The 19,331-nt window shown below is 61.0% G+C and carries 18 protein-coding genes and 2 pseudogenes; 9 read left to right on the top strand and 11 right to left on the bottom strand.

Annotated features, from left to right (window positions below; translation table 11 throughout):
* Window positions 1–69: 69 nt before the first annotated feature.
* Entirely contained in the window at window positions 70–1,290 is a 1,221-nt protein-coding gene (gene sstT / locus KZH41_RS11590; protein ID WP_094952550.1) for a serine/threonine transporter SstT, read from the top strand.
* 91 nt (window positions 1,291–1,381) lie between these two features.
* On the opposite strand, the gene KZH41_RS11585 is transcribed toward sstT, so the two are convergent.
* Window positions 1,382–1,891, bottom strand: a complete 510-nt coding sequence (locus KZH41_RS11585; protein WP_094952549.1) for a DUF1993 family protein — start codon at window positions 1,889–1,891, stop codon at window positions 1,382–1,384.
* Between the two features lie 116 nt (window positions 1,892–2,007).
* Between KZH41_RS11585 and KZH41_RS11580 the strand changes: the two genes are divergently transcribed.
* Window positions 2,008–2,658 carry a YceH family protein gene (locus KZH41_RS11580; protein WP_094952548.1) on the top strand — a complete coding sequence of 217 codons (651 nt, stop codon included), beginning with the start codon at window positions 2,008–2,010 and terminating at the stop codon, window positions 2,656–2,658.
* A gap of 119 nt (window positions 2,659–2,777) precedes the next feature.
* On the opposite strand, the gene KZH41_RS11575 is transcribed toward KZH41_RS11580, so the two are convergent.
* A complete protein-coding gene (locus tag KZH41_RS11575; protein WP_094952547.1) occupies window positions 2,778–3,596 on the bottom strand; it encodes a shikimate 5-dehydrogenase in 819 nt (272 codons plus the stop codon).
* Window positions 3,597–3,752: 156 nt separating this feature from the next.
* Between KZH41_RS11575 and KZH41_RS11570 the strand changes: the two genes are divergently transcribed.
* The 3 genes from KZH41_RS11570 to KZH41_RS11560 all read left to right on the top strand — a co-directional run bounded on the left by KZH41_RS11570 (window position 3,753) and on the right by KZH41_RS11560 (window position 4,811).
* Window positions 3,753–4,106 carry a hypothetical protein gene (locus tag KZH41_RS11570; protein WP_083359188.1) on the top strand — a complete coding sequence of 118 codons (354 nt, stop codon included), beginning with the start codon at window positions 3,753–3,755 and terminating at the stop codon, window positions 4,104–4,106.
* Between the two features lie 233 nt (window positions 4,107–4,339).
* Complete coding sequence (locus KZH41_RS11565) at window positions 4,340–4,534, top strand: hypothetical protein (protein WP_010211349.1); 195 nt, start codon at window positions 4,340–4,342, stop codon at window positions 4,532–4,534.
* 94 nt (window positions 4,535–4,628) lie between these two features.
* A complete protein-coding gene (locus KZH41_RS11560) occupies window positions 4,629–4,811 on the top strand; it encodes a hypothetical protein (RefSeq protein ID WP_083359190.1) in 183 nt (60 codons plus the stop codon).
* A 3-nt stretch (window positions 4,812–4,814) separates the two neighbouring features.
* Here the strand turns inward: KZH41_RS11560 and KZH41_RS11555 are convergent, their stop codons facing one another.
* Complete coding sequence (locus tag KZH41_RS11555) at window positions 4,815–5,882, bottom strand: AI-2E family transporter (protein WP_094952546.1); 1,068 nt, start codon at window positions 5,880–5,882, stop codon at window positions 4,815–4,817.
* Window positions 5,883–6,128: 246 nt separating this feature from the next.
* Between KZH41_RS11555 and yegQ the strand changes: the two genes are divergently transcribed.
* Together yegQ and KZH41_RS11545 are read left to right on the top strand one after the other, a co-directional pair.
* Complete coding sequence (gene yegQ / locus KZH41_RS11550) at window positions 6,129–7,442, top strand: tRNA 5-hydroxyuridine modification protein YegQ (RefSeq protein WP_263274851.1); 1,314 nt, start codon at window positions 6,129–6,131, stop codon at window positions 7,440–7,442.
* A gap of 218 nt (window positions 7,443–7,660) precedes the next feature.
* Window positions 7,661–7,771 (top strand): annotated as a pseudogene (locus KZH41_RS11545) (flagellar basal body rod C-terminal domain-containing protein); the annotation flags it as partial.
* A gap of 23 nt (window positions 7,772–7,794) precedes the next feature.
* Here the strand turns inward: KZH41_RS11545 and KZH41_RS30460 are convergent.
* The 4 genes and pseudogenes from KZH41_RS30460 to KZH41_RS11530 all read right to left on the bottom strand — a co-directional run bounded on the left by KZH41_RS30460 (window position 7,795) and on the right by KZH41_RS11530 (window position 11,918).
* Window positions 7,795–8,550 (bottom strand): methyl-accepting chemotaxis protein, encoded by a 756-nt coding sequence (locus tag KZH41_RS30460; protein ID WP_370004746.1) that lies wholly within the window; start codon window positions 8,548–8,550, stop codon window positions 7,795–7,797.
* 102 nt (window positions 8,551–8,652) lie between these two features.
* Window positions 8,653–9,474, bottom strand: a pseudogene (locus KZH41_RS30455) (cache domain-containing protein); the annotation flags it as partial.
* Window positions 9,475–9,589: 115 nt separating this feature from the next.
* Window positions 9,590–10,420, bottom strand: coding sequence for an N-acetylmuramoyl-L-alanine amidase (locus tag KZH41_RS11535; RefSeq protein ID WP_263274850.1), 831 nt, complete (start codon window positions 10,418–10,420; stop codon window positions 9,590–9,592).
* A 178-nt stretch (window positions 10,421–10,598) separates the two neighbouring features.
* Complete coding sequence (locus tag KZH41_RS11530; protein ID WP_176462983.1) at window positions 10,599–11,918, bottom strand: Na+/H+ antiporter family protein; 1,320 nt, start codon at window positions 11,916–11,918, stop codon at window positions 10,599–10,601.
* 244 nt (window positions 11,919–12,162) lie between these two features.
* Between KZH41_RS11530 and KZH41_RS11525 the strand changes: the two genes are divergently transcribed.
* Window positions 12,163–14,310 carry a methyl-accepting chemotaxis protein gene (locus tag KZH41_RS11525; RefSeq protein WP_094952541.1) on the top strand — a complete coding sequence of 716 codons (2,148 nt, stop codon included), beginning with the start codon at window positions 12,163–12,165 and terminating at the stop codon, window positions 14,308–14,310.
* Window positions 14,311–15,399: 1,089 nt separating this feature from the next.
* Here the strand turns inward: KZH41_RS11525 and KZH41_RS11520 are convergent.
* Genes KZH41_RS11520 through KZH41_RS11505 form a run of 4 tightly spaced genes read right to left on the bottom strand, consistent with a single transcriptional unit; the run spans window position 15,400 to window position 18,000 of the window.
* Window positions 15,400–16,719 carry a sensor histidine kinase gene (locus tag KZH41_RS11520; RefSeq protein WP_094953710.1) on the bottom strand — a complete coding sequence of 440 codons (1,320 nt, stop codon included), beginning with the start codon at window positions 16,717–16,719 and terminating at the stop codon, window positions 15,400–15,402.
* Window positions 16,716–17,384 carry a response regulator transcription factor gene (locus tag KZH41_RS11515; protein ID WP_263274849.1) on the bottom strand — a complete coding sequence of 223 codons (669 nt, stop codon included), beginning with the start codon at window positions 17,382–17,384 and terminating at the stop codon, window positions 16,716–16,718. The genes KZH41_RS11520 and KZH41_RS11515 overlap by 4 nt, the downstream gene beginning before the upstream one ends.
* Window positions 17,384–17,698: a PepSY domain-containing protein gene (locus KZH41_RS11510; RefSeq protein WP_263274848.1), complete on the bottom strand. Its 315-nt coding sequence runs from the start codon at window positions 17,696–17,698 to the stop codon at window positions 17,384–17,386. The genes KZH41_RS11515 and KZH41_RS11510 overlap by 1 nt, the downstream gene beginning before the upstream one ends.
* Window positions 17,698–18,000 (bottom strand): PepSY domain-containing protein, encoded by a 303-nt coding sequence (locus KZH41_RS11505; RefSeq protein WP_263274847.1) that lies wholly within the window; start codon window positions 17,998–18,000, stop codon window positions 17,698–17,700. The genes KZH41_RS11510 and KZH41_RS11505 overlap by 1 nt, the downstream gene beginning before the upstream one ends.
* Before the next feature lie 161 nt (window positions 18,001–18,161).
* Here KZH41_RS11505 and KZH41_RS11500 point away from each other — a divergent pair, with 161 nt between their 5' ends.
* Complete coding sequence (locus KZH41_RS11500) at window positions 18,162–19,241, top strand: hypothetical protein (RefSeq protein WP_094953706.1); 1,080 nt, start codon at window positions 18,162–18,164, stop codon at window positions 19,239–19,241.
* Window positions 19,242–19,331: the final 90 nt, after the last annotated feature.

Genomic DNA, 19,331 nt, shown 5'->3' with positions numbered 1-19,331 from the left:
CGCCTGCTTTCATCTGCGCTTCCTGCCTGCAATGCTGCTTCCCATTAAAAGAACTAGAGACAACTGTTTATGACTGCCGCCCCTTCCCTCTTCCAGCGCCTGACCCGCGTCAGCCTGGTCACGCAAATCCTCATCGGCCTGGTCGCCGGCATACTGTTGGCCCTGCTGTTGCCCGAGGCAGCCAAGGCCAGCGGTTTTATCGGCAAGGTGTTTGTCGCCGCGCTCAAGGCCGTGGCGCCGATCCTGGTGTTTGTGCTGGTGATGGCTTCGATTGCCGGCCATAAACATGGCCAGGAAACCCATATCAAGCCGATCCTGTTCCTGTACTTGCTGGGCACCTTTGCGGCTGCCGTCGTCGCGGTGGTGGGCAGCACGCTGTTCCCCTCGACGCTGGTACTGGCCTCCCATGACCTCACCGTCAGCGCCCCCGGCGGTATCGGCGAGGTCCTGCAAAGCTTGCTGCTCAGCGTGGTGGATAACCCAGTCAGTGCGCTGATGAATGCCAATTTCATCGGCATCCTGGCCTGGGCCATCGGCATGGGCATAGCGATTCGCCATGCTGGCGAGACGACCCGCACGGTGCTGGATGACCTGTCCAACGGGGTAACGCTGATTGTGCGCGTGGTGATTCGCTTCGCACCGTTGGGCATCTTCGGCCTGGTGGCCTCGACCCTGGCCACTTCCGGTTTCGGCGCCCTGCTCGGCTACGCGCACCTGCTGGCGGTGCTGATCGGCTGCATGCTGTTCGTGGCGTTGGTGGTCAACCCCGCCATCGTGTTCTGGAAACTGCGCCGTAACCCGTACCCGCTGGTGCTGTTGTGCCTGCGCGAAAGCGGCATCACCGCGTTCTTTACTCGCAGCTCGGCGGCGAATATCCCGGTGAACCTGGCGTTGAGCAAACGCCTGGGCCTGCATGAAGACACCTACTCGGTGTCGATCCCGCTGGGTGCCACCATCAACATGGCCGGTGCCGCGACGACCATCACCGTGTTGACCCTGGCGGCCGTGCACACCCTCGGGATTGCCGTCGACCTGCCGACCGCCGTGCTGCTCAGCGTGGTCGCGGCGGTGTGTGCCTGTGGCGCATCGGGTGTGGCCGGCGGTTCGCTGTTGCTGATTCCCTTGGCATGCAGCCTGTTTGGTATTCCCAGCGAGATCGCCATGCAGGTGGTGGCCGTCGGTTTTATTATCGGCGTGCTGCAGGATTCGGCGGAAACCGCACTCAACTCGTCCACCGATGTGCTGTTTACTGCGGCGGCGTGCCTGGGCAAGGAAGAGCAACCGGCTTAACGCTCAGGCACAAAAAAGCCCGGGGAGGTTCATTGAAGAACCACCCCGGGCTTTTTTTGGCTTGGAAAGCGGCTATGTAGAAAGCGGCTATTTAGAAAGAGCCCATGTAATCGCGCTTGCCCACTTCCACACCGTTGTGACGCAACAAGGCGTAAGCGGTGGTGACGTGGAAGAAGAACTGCGGCAGGCCGTAGGTCAGCAGGTAGGACTGGCCGCTGAAGCGCTTCTCTTTCGGCGTGCCTGGGCGGGTGATGATCTCGATGCCTTCCTTGCCGTCGACTTGCTCAGGCTTGATGGTGTCGACAAATGCCAGCACCTTGGCGATCAGTGCCTGCAGGTCGGCAAAGGTCACTTCGCTGTCTTCGTACTTCGGCACTTCGATCTCGGCCAGGCGTGCGGAAACACCCTTGGCGAAGTCGACGGCGATCTGCACCTGGCGTACCAGTTGGAACATGTCCGGGAACAGACGCGCTTGCAGCAGTGCGTTCGGCTCGATGTTCTTGGCGGTGGCGTGGGCTTCGGCTTTGTTCAGCACATCGCTCAGGGCGTTGAGCATTTGCTTGAAGACCGGGATGGAGGCGGCGTACAGGGAAATAGTCATGACAGTCTCGCGGTTATGGCAGGGTTTGGAACCAGCGGCGATTATAGACATGCCAGCTGCTTGTCTTTTATTTTTTCCAGCTTAGGCTAGTGCATTCACTGCATAGGGAAAGCGCGATGACCGCCGAGCACGACACCGAGACCCCTGAGCCGCGCCTGAACAGCACGGAAATCCGCATCCTGGGCTGCCTGATCGAAAAACAGGCGACCAACCCGGAAACCTACCCCCTGACCCTCAACGCCCTGGTGCTGGCCTGCAACCAGAAGACCAGCCGCGAGCCGGTGACCAACCTCAGCCAAGGCCAGGTCGGCCAAAGCCTGCGCGCGCTGGAAGGCCAGGGCTTTACCCGCCTGGTGATGGGCAGCCGCGCCGACCGTTGGGAGCATCGCGTGGACAAGGCGCTGGAGCTGGTACCGGCACAGGTGATCCTGATCGGGCTGCTGTTCCTGCGCGGGCCGCAAACCGTCAATGAGCTGCTGACCCGCAGCGGGCGCATGCATGACTTTGAAGATGCCGAGCAGGTCGTGCACCAGCTGGAGCGCCTGATTGCGCGCGGGCTGGCGGTGCTGGTGCCGAAACAGGCGGGGCAGCGGGAAGACCGGTATACCCACGCGCTGGGGGATCCGGCGGATATCGAGGTGATTCTGGCGGCGCGCGGGAGTCCGGTGGAGCGGTCGGCTGGTGCAGTCTCTCTGGATCGTATCGAAGAGCTTGAAGCCAGGATTGCTGCGTTGGAAGAGCGCCTGGCCCAGCTGGAACAGGCTTAACTCGGTCAAACATGTGGGAGCGGTCTTGCTCGCGAAAGCGGCTAATCAGTCGGTTCATCTATTGACTGACACACCGCCTTCGCGAGCAAGCCCGCTCCCACATTGACTATGTACAAGGCTTAGCCTCGGGCGAAGGCCACTGCCGCCTTAAACTGCTCATCAGTCGGCCGCACGCCGGTGTACAGCACAAACTGCTCCAACGCCTGGATCGCGATCACTTCCAGCCCGGTAATCACGCGTTTGCCTTTGGCACGCCCGCGCACGATCAGCGGCGTTTCGGCGGGGATCGCCACCACATCAAATAGCGTATCGGCCGCATCCACAGCCTCAGCGTCAAACGCCAATTGATTCGCCTGCGCCCCGCCGCTCATGCCGATCGGCGTCACGTTGACCAACATCTGCGGGCGCAGGTCACCCAATTCCGGCAGCCATTCATACCCCAAGTTCTGGGCCAACGCCCGGCCCGCTGCCTCGTTACGCGCCACAATCACGCCGTTGGCGTAACCGCCGTCGCGCAAAGCGCTGGCCACGGCCTTGCCCATGCCGCCGCTGCCACGCAGGGCAAAGGTCGAATCCTTCGGTACCGCGTGCTTTTTCAGCAGTTGTTCGACAGCGATGTAGTCCGTGTTGTAGGCCTTGAGGTGGCCATTGGTGTTGACGATGGTATTGAGGGACGTGATGGCCTTGACCGAGTCGTCCAGCTCATCGACCAGGGCAATGCTGGCCTCCTTGAACGGCATGGAAACACCGCAGCCGCGCACGCCCAACGCGCGTATACCGCCGATCGCGCCGGGTAAATCCTGGCTGCTGAAGGCCTTATAGTAAAAGTTCAGACCCAGCTGTTCATACAGATGGTTATGGAAACGCAAGCCAAAATTTCCAGGGCGCGCCGACAATGACATGCACAGTTGGGTGTCCTTGTTGGGGTGCATCTGCATGGGTAACTCCTTTGAGTAAGCAATTGGGTACAGACCTTACACAACCTTTACCTATCGGCTGTGCTGTTTTTCAGAAACACGCTGTCTTAAAAGTATCCCCGCGACAATCCTTGAGTCTATTGATTGCAGACCACAAGCGCAGGGGCTAACCGAGGAATGACCATGATTCGTAAAATCCCCAAGATCGCCTTGCTTATCGGTGCACTCGCTATGGCAGGCCAAGCCTCCGCCCACGGTGGTGGATGGGGTGGCCCGGCCGTCTTGGGTGCGTTAGTGGGCGCAGCTGTCGTGGGCTCCGTGGTTGCCAGCCAACCGCGTGAGGTTTACGTGCAGCAGCCGGTGTACGTCCAGCCGCAGCCGGTGTATGCCGCTCCGCCGCCGGTCTACTACGCACCGCCACCGCCGGTGTATGTGCAACAGCAGGTTTATTACCGCCCGGCGCCGGTCTATTACGGCCCACCGCGTGGCTACTACGGCCCTCCCCACGGCTATTACCGTCGCGGCTGGTAACACTTAACTGACATGACAGGCACAGGCCTCGCCTACACGCGGGGCCTTTTTTTTGCCCGCAAAGTCCGGATTTAGAGTGCCAAGGTCGCTATGAGGACAATGGCATGGCCGTAATCGCACATCATTAAGGCCAATGTCTACTTGCCGGACCGATACTCGCGCTGTCATGTTTACGTCACGAAACAGTCTCACAATTGACCCTGTCCACCCAATAACAACAAGGACGACTGACCATGCCCACGCAGAACCCACACCGCACCGCCGGCCTGTGTACCTCCAGTAAGGTCTACAGCGCACTCACCGAACTCAAACACCTGGAAGGCCACCGCAGCGCGAAGTTCCTGGCTTTGCTGGCAGAAAACCTGGTGCGCAAGGGCCTGCTCAGTGAGCAGGAAGTGGTGAACATGCTGGATCAGGTCGTGGATTGACGCTTAGCGTTGATGTCGACTATCGAGCCAGGTGATTTTTCCTGCGTGCATTCACCGCTTAAGGTGGCCTCCATAGCAATCGGAGGTATCTATCATGCCCACTGTCCAGATCATGTCCGTCATCGGCAGCGCCGTCCCCGCCTCTCTTCGCGAGCATGGATTACTGGCCTGCTGGTACCTGGTACGCGATGGCGAGCCCATCAGCGGCCCGCTCACCTCGTTATCCGCCGCACAAAAACAGTTGCAACAAGCGTCCACGTTCAGGCTGCACGCGTGATGCTCAAGGCAGCGGCAGCTTGACCCGCGGCTTGCTCTCCACAAACAGCGCCCAGCTGGACATGAACAACGCCGCCACCAGCGGCCCGATCACAAACCCGTTCAGGCCAAACACCGACAGGCCGCCCAGGGTCGAGATCAGGATCAAATAGTCGGGCATTTTAGTGTCCTTGCCCACCAGGATCGGACGCAGCACGTTGTCCACCAACCCGATCACAAATACGCCGAACAACGCCAGCACCACGCCCTGCCAGATCGAACCGCTCAACAGGAAGTAGGCGGCCACCGGCCCCCACACAATTCCCGCGCCCACCGCCGGCAGCAGTGACAGAAACGCCATCAACACCGCCCAGAGCAAGGCACTGGGAATGTCCAGAAACCAGAAGATCAAACCGCCCAGCGCACCTTGGGTCACGGCCACCAATACGTTGCCTTTGACCGTGGCCCGCACCACCCGGTTGAACTTGAGCTGCAAGCGACGCTTTTGCGGCTCGGCCAGCGGCACCGCCGTGCGCACCTTGCGTACCAGCTCGGGGCCATCACGCAGCAGGAAAAACAACAGATACAGCATGATGAAAAAGCTCACCAGGAAATCAAACGTGCCCTGGCCGAAGCTGAATGCCTGGGTCGCAAAGAACTGGCTGCCTTGCATCGCGCTCTTGACGATTTTCTCCCGCAGGCCTTCCAGGTTGCCCATGCCGAAACGGTCCAGCAGGTGCTGAAAGTACGGCGGCAGCACGTTCTTGAACTGCTCGATGTACCCGGCCACATCCAATTTGCCGCTTTCGATGTTTTTGTAGAGGGTCGCGCCCTCTTGCACCAGCAATATGCTGGTGATGATCACCGGCAGAATCGCAATGATCAGGCACACCGTCAGGGTCGCCAGCGACGTCAGGTTGCGGTTCCAACTGAACCGCTGTTGCAGGCGCCGCTGCATCGGGGCAAAGATAATGCCGAGGATCACCGCCCAGAACACCGCGCCGTAGAACGGCAGCAATATCCAGATGAAGGCGATGGTCACCAGGGCCAGCAGCAACAGCAGGGTTTTGAATTGCAGGTTGGTTTGATTCATGTCCGGTCCATGTCAGAAAAGCAAAGGCCCTGTGTAGGCCCTGTTGCTTAGTCCGCAGCCAATCCTGGGAGTGCCCTTGATTCTCCAACCAGCATAGACGGCCTGATTCAAGGGCTTGAAGCCTGAGTCTTCGCACTCGCCCTGCGCATCAATCAAGTCATGATAAAAAATCAGCAAAGGCCGACCTGGATCAATAAATCCCACCTCAAGCTCCACTACCCTCGCGACCTTTTGCGACGTGAGCCCATGCCCCCTGTGATCGCCCCCGAACTGCTCGCCCCCGCCGGCACCCTGAAAAACATGCGCTACGCCTTCGCCTACGGCGCCGACGCGGTCTACGCCGGCCAGCCGCGCTACAGCCTGCGCGTACGCAACAACGAATTCGACCACGCCCACCTGGCCCTCGGCATCCAGGAAGCCCACGCGCTGGGCAAGCGCTTCTACGTGGTGGTGAACATCGCGCCGCACAACGCCAAGCTCAAGACCTTCCTCAAGGACCTGGCGCCGGTGATCGCCATGGGCCCGGATGCGCTGATCATGTCCGACCCAGGTCTGATCATGCTGGTGCGCCGCCACTTCCCGCTGATGCCGATTCACTTGTCGGTGCAGGCCAATACCGTGAATTGGGCCAGCGTGGAGTTCTGGCAGCAGCAAGGCATCTGCCGGGTGATCCTGTCACGCGAGCTGTCGTTGGAAGAGATCGACGAGATCCGCCAGCAGGTGCCGACCATGGAGCTGGAAGTGTTCGTGCACGGCGCCTTGTGCATGGCCTATTCCGGGCGCTGTTTGTTATCCGGCTATATGAACAAACGCGATGCCAACCAAGGCACCTGCACCAACGCGTGCCGTTGGAAGTACCAGGCCACGCCGGCCGTGGAAAACGCCACGGGCGAGATCGTCCAGCAATTCCAGCCGACCTTGGGCATCGGCGCGCCGACCGATCAAGTGTTCCTGTTGCAGGAAGCCAACCGCCCCGATGAGCACATGCCCGCGTTCGAGGATGAACACGGCACCTACATCATGAACGCCAAGGACCTGCGCGCCGTGCAGCACGTGGAGCGCCTGACGCACATGGGCGTGCATTCGCTGAAGATCGAAGGCCGCACCAAATCGCACTTCTACTGCGCACGCACCACCCAGGTGTATCGCCAGGCCATCGATGACGCGGTGGCCGGCCGCGCATTTGACCGCACCCTGATGACCGACCTGGAATCCCTGGCCCAGCGCGGCTACACCGAAGGTTTCCTGCGCCGCCACGTGCACGACGAATACCAGAACTACCAGAACGGCAGTTCAGTCTCGGAGCGCCAGCAGTTTGTCGGGGAATTGACCGGCGAACGCCGTGGCGAGCTGGCCGAGGTCAAGGTCAAGAATCGCTTCGCCGTGGGCAACCGCCTCGAACTGATGACCCCCGCCGGCAACTTTCACTTTGACCTGGCCACGCTGCACAACGCCAAGGGCGAAGCCATCGAGGTGGCGCCGGGCGATGGGCACACCGTGTATGTGCCGCTCCCGGCCGAGATGGACCTGCGCTTCGGCCTGCTGATGCGCGACCTCTAACCCGGCGCCACGTAAATAATCCGCGGCCTCCACCGGCTCTCTATACAGGCTCCCACGAACGTCCATGCGCCTTGCGCACACTCAGCGGCATCGTCACCCCGCCGAGCACGGCCTCCAACACCGCCCTGGCCATTGCCAACGGGCTACCGGGCACCGGGGGCGTGTGGAAAGCCAACGGTGCCGCTGCCAACCCCGGCGGTGTGGTGGTCAACATGGCCAACATGACCAACGAACGGGTGGAACTGATCAAGGCCCAGAGCAACTATCAGGCGAACGCGAAGACCATCTCGACGGAGAGCACGATCCTCAAGACCTTGATACAGATGACCTGCTGCCGGCCATGCACTGAAGATCAGATCCTGAACTGCCCCACCAATTGCCCCAAGCGCTGGCCCAAATCCGCCAGGCTGCGTGAGGTCTGGGCGCCCAGTTGGGTTTCGTCGGCCACGCTGTCCACCGCCACGGCTATCTGATGCACGCTGCGGTTGATCTCTTCGGCCACGGCGGTCTGCTCTTCGGCGGCGCTGGCGATTTGCGCGTTCATTGAGTTGATGGTGCCGATCAGTTGGGCCATGGTGTCCAGCGACGCCCCGGCCTGGTTGGCCTGGGCCGAGGTGCCGTCGCCGGCATCGCTGGAGCGGCGCATCGCGTCCACGGCGGCTTCGGTGCCTTTTTGCAGGCGGTCGATCATGCCCTGGATTTCCTGGGTGCTGGTCTGGGTGCGGCTGGCCAGGGCGCGCACTTCGTCGGCGACCACGGCAAAACCGCGCCCGGCCTCACCGGCCCGCGCGGCTTCGATGGCGGCGTTGAGCGCCAGCAGGTTGGTCTGTTCAGCAATCGAGCGGATCACCCCGAGCACGCTGACAATCGACGACACATCCTGCTGCAGGCTGTCGAGGGACACGCCGCTGCTGCGAATGTCGTTCACCAGCGCATGGATCTGCGCGATGCTGCCGTCTACCACGCGCTTGGCCGCCTGGCCCTCGGCGTCGGTCTGTTGCGCAGCGACGGCGGCACCCTGGGCACTGCGGGCGACTTCGTGGGCCGCGGAGGACATCTGGTTAATGGCCGTGGCCACTTGGTCCGTTTCGTGACGCTGGCGCTCCATCGCGGTTTCCGAGCGTTGGGCTTGCTCAGACACCTGCCCGACCAGCCCGGTGAGCTGCGAGGTCATCTCGGTGATCTGGCGCACCAGCCCGTGGATCTTGTCGACAAACCGGTTGAACGCACCGGCCAGATCGCCCAGTTCATCTTGGCTGGTGATCGCCAGACGGCGGGTCAAGTCACCCTCGCCCGCCGCGATATCGTCGAGGTTGGCTTTCATCAAGCTCAACGGACGCAGGATGGTATTGGCCGTCACCATGCCCACGGCGGCAATCACCAGCAACACCACCACAGCGACACCAAGAATGCTCAGCAGCACGCCTTCCATGCGCTTCTCAACCTTGGCTTCGACCACCGCCACCTGGGCTTCGATACCATCGAGGTTCACCGAGGTACCAATCACCATGTCCCACTTGGGCAGGTATTCGGTGTAGCCGAGCTTGGGCACCAGTTCACTCTGGCCGGGCTGGGTCGAGCTGTATTGCAGGTAGTGAGTGCCATCCTTGCCGACCTTGACCAGGTCGCGGTTGACGTAGACGCCGTTAGGGTCGCGGTTGTCCTTGAAGCTCTTGCCCACGCCGTCCGGGCTATTGCCCTTGAACAGGCGAATGGTCTCGGAGTCGTAGCCGAAAAAGTAACCGTCCTTGCCGTAGGTGGTGTTGGAGAGCAACTTGACCACCTCAGCCCGCGCGGCGGTATCACCAGGGGCGGCAGCGTCGTAGAGCGGTTTGACGGTGGTCATGGCCACTTCTACATAGCTTTGCAGGGTGGCCTTGGCGTTGTTGAGCAGGCGCTGGCGGGTTTCATCCACCTCGTTGCGCGCCTGGCCCTGGAGGATCCACACGGTGGTCAGGCTGATGACCACAGCAAACAACAACACCGGCACGACGGCGAGGGACAGGACTTTGGCCTTCAAGCTCAGACGCATGGCATTTCTCTCTTATTAGGGGCGACTTGAGAGGTTAACGGCCAACTGCCTGGATTCTAAAGGACTCAAACGACGTGTCGCCGAGCTCACCCTTCAGGTCGGTACTCCTTGGCGCTCAGGGTCTGTATTTTTCCACCAGGGCCAATGCAATAGCCTCGGTCTGGGCGTCGGGGATGCCCGAGATACCAGCCGGACGAAAATGCATTTGGAACGCGCGAAACACTTGGCGGGTTTCTTCGTCCAGCACTCCGGTTTGCGCAATTTTGTAGCCATAAGCAGCAAGGGCTTTTTGCAACGTACCGGCTTCAACCCGTTGGAACTCGGGGCGCTGGGCAAGGTGCTTTTGTACGGTGACCGCGTCGGGCCAAGCGCCTATGCCGTGTTCGGAAAATGCCTGCCAGGGAAATAACGGGCCGGGGTCTGATTTACGCAAAGGGGCAATGTCACTGTGAGCGACCACATTTTGCGGCTCGATGCCATAACGCTTGATCAAGTCTGCTGAGAGGCGCTTGACCAACGTCAGCTGTGCTTCCGTGTACGGGAACCATAGCCGCCCGGTGGGTCCCTCGATAAAGCCAGCATTGACGATTTCGATACCGATAGACGTGTCATTAAGGTTATTGCGGCTTGCCCATTGGCTGACCCCGGCGTGCCAGGCGCGCCTCCCCTCCGGCACCAACTGCAGAGCTACGGGTAGTTCGTGGTGCGTGGGCGGCGTAGTAAAGGCCAGGTAATGAGCGCTGGCGGTGCCGTTGGTCAGCGCTTGAAGGGAGTGGTGGTCGTCAAGGACTGTGTAATGCAGGACTAAATGGCGGACCCGTTCGTTCTGGCTTTGGGACTCATGTGTGGTGTCTATGGCGTAACCGTTTTTTGCGATGAGGTTTTTCGGGCCCGTGGTGCAGCCTGCCATGGTCAGGATGGCTAGGAAAAGGATCAGCGTTTTCATCGGTGTACCTGAGCGGCGAATAAGATGCTCAAGAATGTAAAGACCCTTGCCACCCAAATACCGCACAGATGCTGCCTGAGTGCCGAATAGAGAAAGGTCTTACATAAAAAAGAGCACCTTCAGGCAAGCTCTCTGTTTAGCCTCAATCACCGAGGGTGTCGCTACACGCCTGCAAGCACTAAAGGGTCATCGCTGCCAGCCACCCAAACGCCAACAACGGAATGTTGTAGTGCAAGAAGGTCGGCACCACCGTGTCCCAGATGTGATGGTGCTGACCATCAATATTGAGCCCAGAGGTCGGCCCGAGGGTGGAATCCGACGCAGGCGAGCCAGCATCGCCAAGCGCACCTGCGGTGCCGACGATGCACACAATGGCCAGCGGGCTGAACCCCAACTGCACACACAACGGCACAAAAATCGCCGCAAGAATCGGCACCGTGGAAAACGACGAACCAATGCCCATGGTCACCAGCAGCCCCACCAGCAACATCAGCAATGCGCCCACGCCACGGCTGTGGCCGATAAACGCCGCCGAGGCTTCCACCAGCGAGCGCACGTCACCGGTGGCCTTGAGCACTTCGGCAAAGCCCGAGGAGGCGATCATGATGAAGCCGATCATCGCCATCATCTTCATGCCTTCGGTGAACAAATCGTCGGTTTCGCGCCAGCGCACAATGCCCGACACCGAAAAGATCAGGAACCCAGCCAGGGCGCCGATGATCATCGAGTCCAGCCACAGCTGAATGATGAACGCCGAAGCAATCGCCAGCCCGGCCACCAGCAGGGTCAGCGGGTTGTACTGCACTGCCACCTGCTCGACCCGCTCGATTTTCTCCAGGTCGTACACGCGTTTTTTGCGGTAACTGACAAACACCGCCACCAGCAAGCCAACCACCATGCCCAGCGCCGGTAGGCCCATGGCGTGGGTGACGTTGACCTGGCTGATGTCCACGCCGCTCTTGGCCACGTTGGCCAGCAGGATCTGGTTGAGAAAGATGTTGCCGAAGCCCACCGGCAGGAACATATACGGGGTGATCAGGCCGAAGGTCATTACACAGGCGATCAGCCGGCGGTCCAGTTGCAGCTTGGTCAGCACGTATAACAGCGGCGGCACCAGCAGCGGGATAAATGCGATGTGGATCGGCAGGATGTTCTGCGAGGCAATCGCCACCACCCACAACAGGCCGATCAGCAGCCATTTGACGTGGCTCCCGCCGGTGGCTTCCTGGCGGTCCACCAGCGTCAACGCCTTGTCCGCCAGGGCATGGGCCAGGCCGGACTTGGCAATCGCCACCGCGAAAGCGCCGAGCAAGGCGTAGGACAACGCCACGGTCGCGCCGCCACCCAAACCGCCGTTGAAGGCCTTGAGCGTGGCCTCAATGCCCAGGCCACCGGTCAAGCCACCCACCAGGGCGCCAACAATGATGGCGATGACCACATGCACGCGGGACAAACTGAGCACCAGCATGGTGCCGACCGCGGCGATGACTGCGTTAATCATGGTTACCTCAAGACAGAAACATAAAAACAGGCATGCCCGCGTCCGAGCGTCCATGGGGTTGGCTGCCGGCGTGCAGGCTTTAGGAGGTCTTATTAGAGGGCGCGCACTTTGCAGCAGGCGGGCGCGCATGTCAAAAAGCGGCGTCGCTTTCAGCATTAAATTGAACGTTTAAATAATAAAGAAGCAACAATAACGGCCGATACAGAGGCTCTCTGCGTTTTCAGGTTAAGGATGCTCCTCGATGCCCCTCAGACAGCTCTCCATTCAATGGAAAATCACCCTGCTCGCCGGCCTGTGCCTGCTGGGGATCGTGACCCTGCTGGTGGGTCTGTCGCTGTATCGCATGGAGCACAGCTCGCAGCAGGTCAAAGCCTCGAGTATGCAAATGCTCGACGAGTCTGCCCAGGCGCGCATCGAGGCCCAAGGTGAAGTGCAGGCGTTGGGGATTCGCCAGCAATTCATGGACGCCTACCAGTACGGTCATGGGTTTTCCCGCCAAGTGCTGTTTTTGCGCGAACAGGCCGAAAAGCGCTTCCTCGACGCCTTCGACACCCGCGAAGACCTGACCCGCCAGGTCAAGGCCGCGCTACAGGCCAACCCAGACCTGCTCGGTTTGTCGCTCGTGTTCGAAGCCAACGCGCTGGATGGCAAAGATGAGTTGTTCGCCAACCAGGCGGAGCTGGGCAGCAATGACAAAGGCCGCTTTGCCCTGTACTGGTCGCAGCCGACGCCGGGCAAGCTGACTTCCATGTCGCTGCCGGAAAGTGACATGGCCGACACCAGCGTCGGGCCGAGCGGAGAAAAAGCCAACGCCTGGTTCACGTGCCCGCGCACCTCCCTGAAACCCTGCGTGATCGAACCGTACTTTTATGTAATCGACGGGCAAAACGTGCTGATGACCAGCATCGTGTTCCCGTTGATGGTCAACGGTAAAGTCATCGCCTCGCTGTCGGTGGACATCAACCTCAACAGCCTGCAGGCCGTGAGCCAACAGGCGAGCCAGAAGCTGTATGACGGCCAGACCCAAGTCAGCATCCTCAGCCCCAGCGGTTTGCTCGCCGGCTACAGCCCGGACGCCAGCAAACTCAGCCAGCGCCTGGATAAAGTCGACACGGCCAGCGGCGCGCAATTGATCAGCGCACTGGCGACCAGCACGCAGATCCATAGCTTGCGCACCGACCATCAACTCAAGGTATTGGCGCCCTTCGCACCCATTCCCGGCGGCAAGCCGTGGGGCGTGTTGCTGGATGTGCCGGAAACAGTCCTGGTCGGCCCCGCCGAAGTACTGAAGGCGCAACTGGATGCCGATAACACCCGCGGCACCTTGCTGGAACTGAGCCTGGGCTTGTTGGCGGCGGTGGTCGGCTTGGTCCTGGTATGGCTGATGGCGCGCAGCGTGACCCGGCCGATCCTCGGCGTGGCGCGCATGCTGGAAGACATTGCCAGTGGCGAAGGCGACCTGACCCGCCGCCTGGCCTACGACAAACACGATGAGCTGGGGCAACTGGCCGGTTGGTTCAACCGCTTCCTCGACAAGCTGCAACCGATTATTGCCGAGGTCAAACGCTCGGTTCAGGACGCCCGTGGCACCGCCGACCAGTCCGCCGCGATTGCCACACAAACCAGCGCCGGCATGGAGCAGCAATACCGCCAAGTTGACCAAGTGGCCACCGCCTCCCACGAAATGAGCGCCACCGCCCAGGACGTGGCCCGCAGCGCCGCCCAAGCGGCACACGCTGCGCGCGATGCCGACCAGGCCACCCGCGAAGGCTTGACCGTGATCGACCGCACCACCACCAACATCGGGCACCTGGCGGCGGACATGAGCACCGCCATGGTTCAGGTCGAAGGCTTGGCGGCCAATAGCGAGAAAATCGGTTCGGTACTGGAAGTGATTCGGGGCATTGCCGAGCAAACCAACCTGCTGGCACTCAACGCCGCCATCGAAGCCGCGCGTGCCGGTGAGGCCGGCCGTGGGTTTGCCGTGGTCGCCGACGAAGTGCGCAACCTGGCGCGGCGCACCCAGGAATCGGTTGAGGAAACCCGCGTGGTGATCGAGCAACTGCAAAACGGCACCACCGAAGTGGTCGGCTCCATGGGCAACAGCTATCGCCAGGCCCAGGGCAGTGTCGAGCAAGTCGGCCAAGCGGTCACCGCCCTGCGCCAGATTGGCGAGGCGGTCACGGTGATCAGCGACATGAACCTGCAAATCGCCAGCGCCGCCGAAGAGCAAAGCGCGGTGGCCGAAGAGATCAACAGCAACGTGGCGACGATCCGGGATGTGACCGAGTCGCTGTCAGAGCAGGCAAATGAATCGGCGCGGGTGAGCCAGGCGTTGAACAGCCTGGCTAATCAGCAGCAGGGGTTGATGGATCAGTTCAGGGTCTAAATCTTCAAAATGTCGAATGATTAATGTGGGAGTCGGGCTTACCCGCGATGGCCATAGGTATCTACGCAACTTTTGTGTTGCGCTAAGTTTTTGACCGGGTTTTAGGTAGATATGAGTACATATCCGTTGCTGCGGTAACGGCGGCTATTGGTTCCGCCCTTACGGCGGGTCACTTTTGAAAAGAGCCCCAAAAGTAACCAAAGGGCTCTTGCCCCACCACTCGGTGCCTCGCCCAGGCTCGGCATGCCCTCACTCCGGCCATCGTGGTTAACGGGGCGCCTCAGATCAAGATCAAGATCAAAAGCAAGAGCACGGCGGCCTAGTAGCCGACCTGAGTGGTAGAAGCAAAAGCAAGACAGAAGCAGAGCAGAAGCAGAGCACCACCCTTTCTAGCTGATGTACTGAGGTCCCAATGTGGGAGCGGGCTTGCTCGCGAAGGCGGTGTGTCAGTCAGCTCATATGTAACTGACCCACCGCCTTCGCGAGCAAGCCCGCTCCCACAATTTTGACCGAGTTTAGCTGCCAGACCGCAGTGCTCTGCTTTTCTGTGGGAGCTGGTTTGCCTGCGATGGCATCAACTCGGTGTACTTGATGGACCGAGGTGTCTGCATCGCAGGCAAGCAAGCCAGCTCCCACATTAGATTGAGTTCAGCCATCAAGATCAGGTCGGCTGTCAGGCCGCCTCGGTTTTGCTTTTGATTTAACCACTCAGGTCGGCTACTAGGCCGCCGTGCTCTTGCTTTTGATCTTGATCTTAGGCGCCCCGTTAAACCACGCTGGCCGAACGCAGGCTTTGGAGCGGGGTAAACCGGCAGGACGCCGGTTTAGCCGCGATGGGCCAAGGATGGCCCATGGCGGCGGCCCCGCCCAAAGCCGGAGTGAGGGCACACCGAGCCCCAGGCGAGGTGCCGAGTGGTGGGGCAAGAGCCCTTTGGTTACTTTTGGGGCTCTTTTCCAAAAGTGACCCGCTGTAAGAGCGGAACCCTACGAAGCCGTTACCGCAGCAACGGATATGTACCCCCCCCGCGACAACCAAAGAATTCAGCCCATAAAAAGATGTGTAGATACCTACGCCGCGATGACGGTGGGTCAGGCCTGGCGCTTGGGCAATTCGATCAGCACCTTTAGCCCGCCCAACTCACTCTCCTGCAACTGCAACACCCCACCCCACACCTCGACGATATCCCGCACGATCCCCAGCCCCAGGCCATGGCCGTCAATTTGCTCGTCCAGGCGCGTGCCACGGCTGAACACCTGGTCGCGCTGACTCTGCGGAATGCCGGGACCATCGTCCTCCACAGCCAGCAGATAGCTGCGCGGCGTTTCGCTGATGACCAAGCGTATTTCCGCATCCGCCCATTTGCAGGCGTTGTCCAGCAAGTTGCCGAGCAGTTCCAGCAGGTCTTCGCGGTCCCACGGCAATTGCAGGCCCGGCGTGACGTGGTAACTCAAGTCCAGGTGTTCACCGTGGATCATGTTTAGCGTTGCCAACAGACCCGGCAGCTCTTTTTCGCAATCAAACAAGGCGCCCGGCAGGGTTTCACCGGCAAGGCGCGCGCGGTTGAGTTCGCGATTCAGGCGTTGCTGCACGTGCTCCAGCTGTTCACGCAAGAGCTTGCTCAGTTCGGGATGGGCCTTGAGCTGTTCGCTGGATGCCACGCTCAACAGCACGGCCAAGGGTGTTTTCAGCGCATGCCCCAAATTGCCCAACGCATTGCGCGAACGCTTGAGGCTGTCTTCGGTGTGGGCCAGCAGGTGGTTGATCTGCGCCACCAGCGGCTCCAGCTCCAGCGGTACCTGGGTATCGAGTTGCGAGCGCTGGCCCTGTTGCAATTGGGCGATCTGTTCGCGAGAGGTTTCCAGCGGGCGCAAGGCTCGGCGCACGGTCACGCGTTGCAGGATCAGCACCAGCAGCAATGCCGCGAGGCCCATCACCAGGCCGATCTGACGCATCAAACGGAAACTTTCCCGCACCGGCGTGTAGTCCTGGGCCACGCTGATGGAAATCGACTGGCCAAAACGCTTGTAGTCCGCGCGCAACACCAGCAGTTGCTGGCCTTCCGGGCCTAGCTGCAAGTTGCCCTTGAGCCCGGCTTCGGGCAGTCGCGGTAATTCCTGGTCCCACAGCGAGCGGGAACGCCAATGAATGTCGGCAAAATCGATACGAAAATAATGCCCGGAAAACGGCCGCTGATAAGCCGGTGACAGGCGTTGTTCATCCAATTGCACGCCGTTCGGCCCACGCACCAGCGCCACCAGCAGGTTCTCGGCGTCATTGCGCAAGCCGGCTTCCAGGTAGCGCTGCAAACCGGCCTCGAACAACCACAAACTGGTTTGCGCCAGCACCACGCCGACGACCACCATCACGCTGATCAGCCCCAGGCTCAGGCGCCGTTGAATGGACTTCATGCAGGGCCGGCGCCAAACCGGTAACCCTGGCCACGCCGGGTTTCAATCACGCTGCGGCCCAACTTGCGGCGCAGGTGGTTGACGTGCACTTCCAATACGTTGGAATCACGCTCGGTCTCGCCATCATACAAGTGCTCGGCCAAGTGGCTTTTCGACAGGATCTGTTCCGGGTGCAACATGAAGTAGCGCAACAGACGAAATTCGGCGGCAGTCAGTTGAATCTCGTCGCCATCGCGCAGCACGCACTGACGGCCTTCATCCAGGTGCAGGCCGGCGGCTTGCAAGGTCGGCTGGTTGGCATGGCCGTGGGAACGGCGCAGCAAGGCCTGGATGCGCAGGTACAGTTCTTCGGGGTGAAAGGGTTTGCTCAAGTAATCGTCGGCGCCGGCCTTGAGCCCTTCGATACGCTCGGCCCAGGAGTCGCGGGCAGTGAGGACCAGCACCGGTGTGGCCAGGGCGGCAGCGCGCCATTGCGCCAACACCTCCAGCCCAGGCAGGCCGGGCAAGCCAAGGTCGAGGATGATCAGGTCATAGGGCTCGCTGCGCCCCTGATACGCGGCATCGCGCCCGTCGGCCAGCCAGTCGACGGCGTAGCCTTGGCGTTGCAGGCCAGCCAGCAGCTCATCGGCCAGCGGTACGTTGTCTTCCACCAGGAGCAGGCGCATCAGTCGTCTTCCTTATCTTTGAGCAGTACACCGGTCGTTGCGTCCAGCTTGATCTCGCGCACCACGCCCTCGGTGGTCACCAGCTCCACTTCATAGGCATATTGGCCGTGCTTCGTCTCAAGCTCGGCCTCCAGCAGCCGGGAGCCCGGGTAGCGCGCCATGGCCTGTTGCAGCAGTTGCTCCAGCGGCAGGATCACCCCCTGCTGGCGCAAGGCCAAGGCTTCATCCTGGTTGAGGTCGCGGGCCGCCAGGCTTGAGCAAAAAGCCATGAGCGCCAGCACCATCCAACCGCTGGCGCGTCGATATACCTTCATTACGTATCCTGATGATTCTTGAGAACGTGCCCGGTGAGCGCGTCCAATTCGACTTCCCACTCGATGCCGTCGGCATCTTCCAGTTCGACTTGATAAACGCACTTGCCGTAGGCCTCGTCCAGGTCGGTGTCCAGCAGGCTCGAACCTGGGTGCAGCGCCAGGGCCGTGGCTTCCAGCTGATCGAAGGCGACAATTGTAACAGTGCCAGGCAATTTCAGTGGCTTGTCGGGGTCCACTGCTTGGGCCTGTGCCGCCGAGAAGGCGATGATACCGGCGGCGACCAGCGCTGTGAGGCGCTTCATGATAAGTCTCCGTTTCAGGATGTTTTTCCTACGCAGGCCACCGTACCCGCTGCAACTTAACTGAAACTGAATTGCCACCATGGCAATTTCCTCGCGATCTTCTTCACCTATCACGCTGCGAGTTTTTCTATACTGCCCCGCTCGCTTCAAAAGAGACCGGTATGACAGCCATCCACATCAAATTCCCCGCCTTGACGCTCAAGGCCGGCAAACGCGCCTTCACGCGCATTCGCGAACAAGGCCTGGCGCCTGCGGATGTCGGCATTCTTCCCGGCGCCGCCGGTGGCCCCAAGGCGCTGGGCATCCAGGGCCTTGACCTGGCGCTGTTCGGCGATTGGTTGCCGCGTGCGCCACGCGAACGTGCGCTGATCGGCGCCTCCATCGGCTCCTGGCGGTTTGCCAGCGCCTGCCTGCCCGACCCAGTGCAAGGCCTGCTCGACCTTGGCCGCTTGTACAACGAACAGCGTTTTGCCAAAGGCGTGAGCATGGCCGAGGTCAGCCATAGCTGCCAGCGCATGCTCGATGACCTGTTCGCCGGCCGCGATGCGCGGGTGCTGGACAACCCCGACTATCGCCTGAACATCATGGTGGTCAAAAGCCACGGCCTGCTCGCCGATGACCACCGTGGGCGGCTCGGCCTGGGCCTGTCGTCGGTGATTGCCGACAACCTGCGCGGTCGCGCGCGGCTGTCGCGGCATTTCGAGCGGCTGATCATCCACGACCCACGCCAGGCGCCACCGGTGCATCCGCTCAAGGATTTCCCTTCGCGTTTCCTCGCGCTGGAGCTGGGCAACCTGCGCCAGGCACTGCTGGCATCCGGCTCGATCCCGATGGTTATGCAAGGCGTGCGCGACCTGCCCGGCGCAGGCGCCGGCACCTACCGCGACGGTGGCCTGCTGGACTATCACCTCGACCTGCCCTACCACGGCGACGACATCGTGCTGTACCCGCACTTCACCGACCGGGTCATCCCCGGCTGGTTCGACAAAGGCCTGCCGTGGCGGCGCAGCAATCAACAGGGTCTGCAGGATGTGTTGCTGCTCGCGCCATCCAAGGACTACCTGGCGCGCCTGCCCTACGGCAAGTTGCCGGACCGCAGCGACTTCAAGCGTTTCATGGGCGATGACCCGAGCCGCAACAAATACTGGCAGGCCGCGATGAGCGAGAGCCAACGCCTGGGCGATGAGTTCCTTCAATTGGCCGATAACGGCGGCCTGGGTGAGCGTTTGCAGCCACTTTGACGCGACACAGGCCTCTTGCAGAGGGGCGGTATGCCCGGCGAGGGATCAAACTGCTAAACTCGCCGCCTGCCAGATACCTGACCGAGCTGA

It is taken from the genome of Pseudomonas sp. YeP6b (assembly GCF_025642995.1).
Taxonomy (GTDB): Bacteria; Pseudomonadota; Gammaproteobacteria; order Pseudomonadales; family Pseudomonadaceae; genus Aquipseudomonas.
This window is presented reverse-complemented; position numbering and strand designations above follow the sequence as displayed.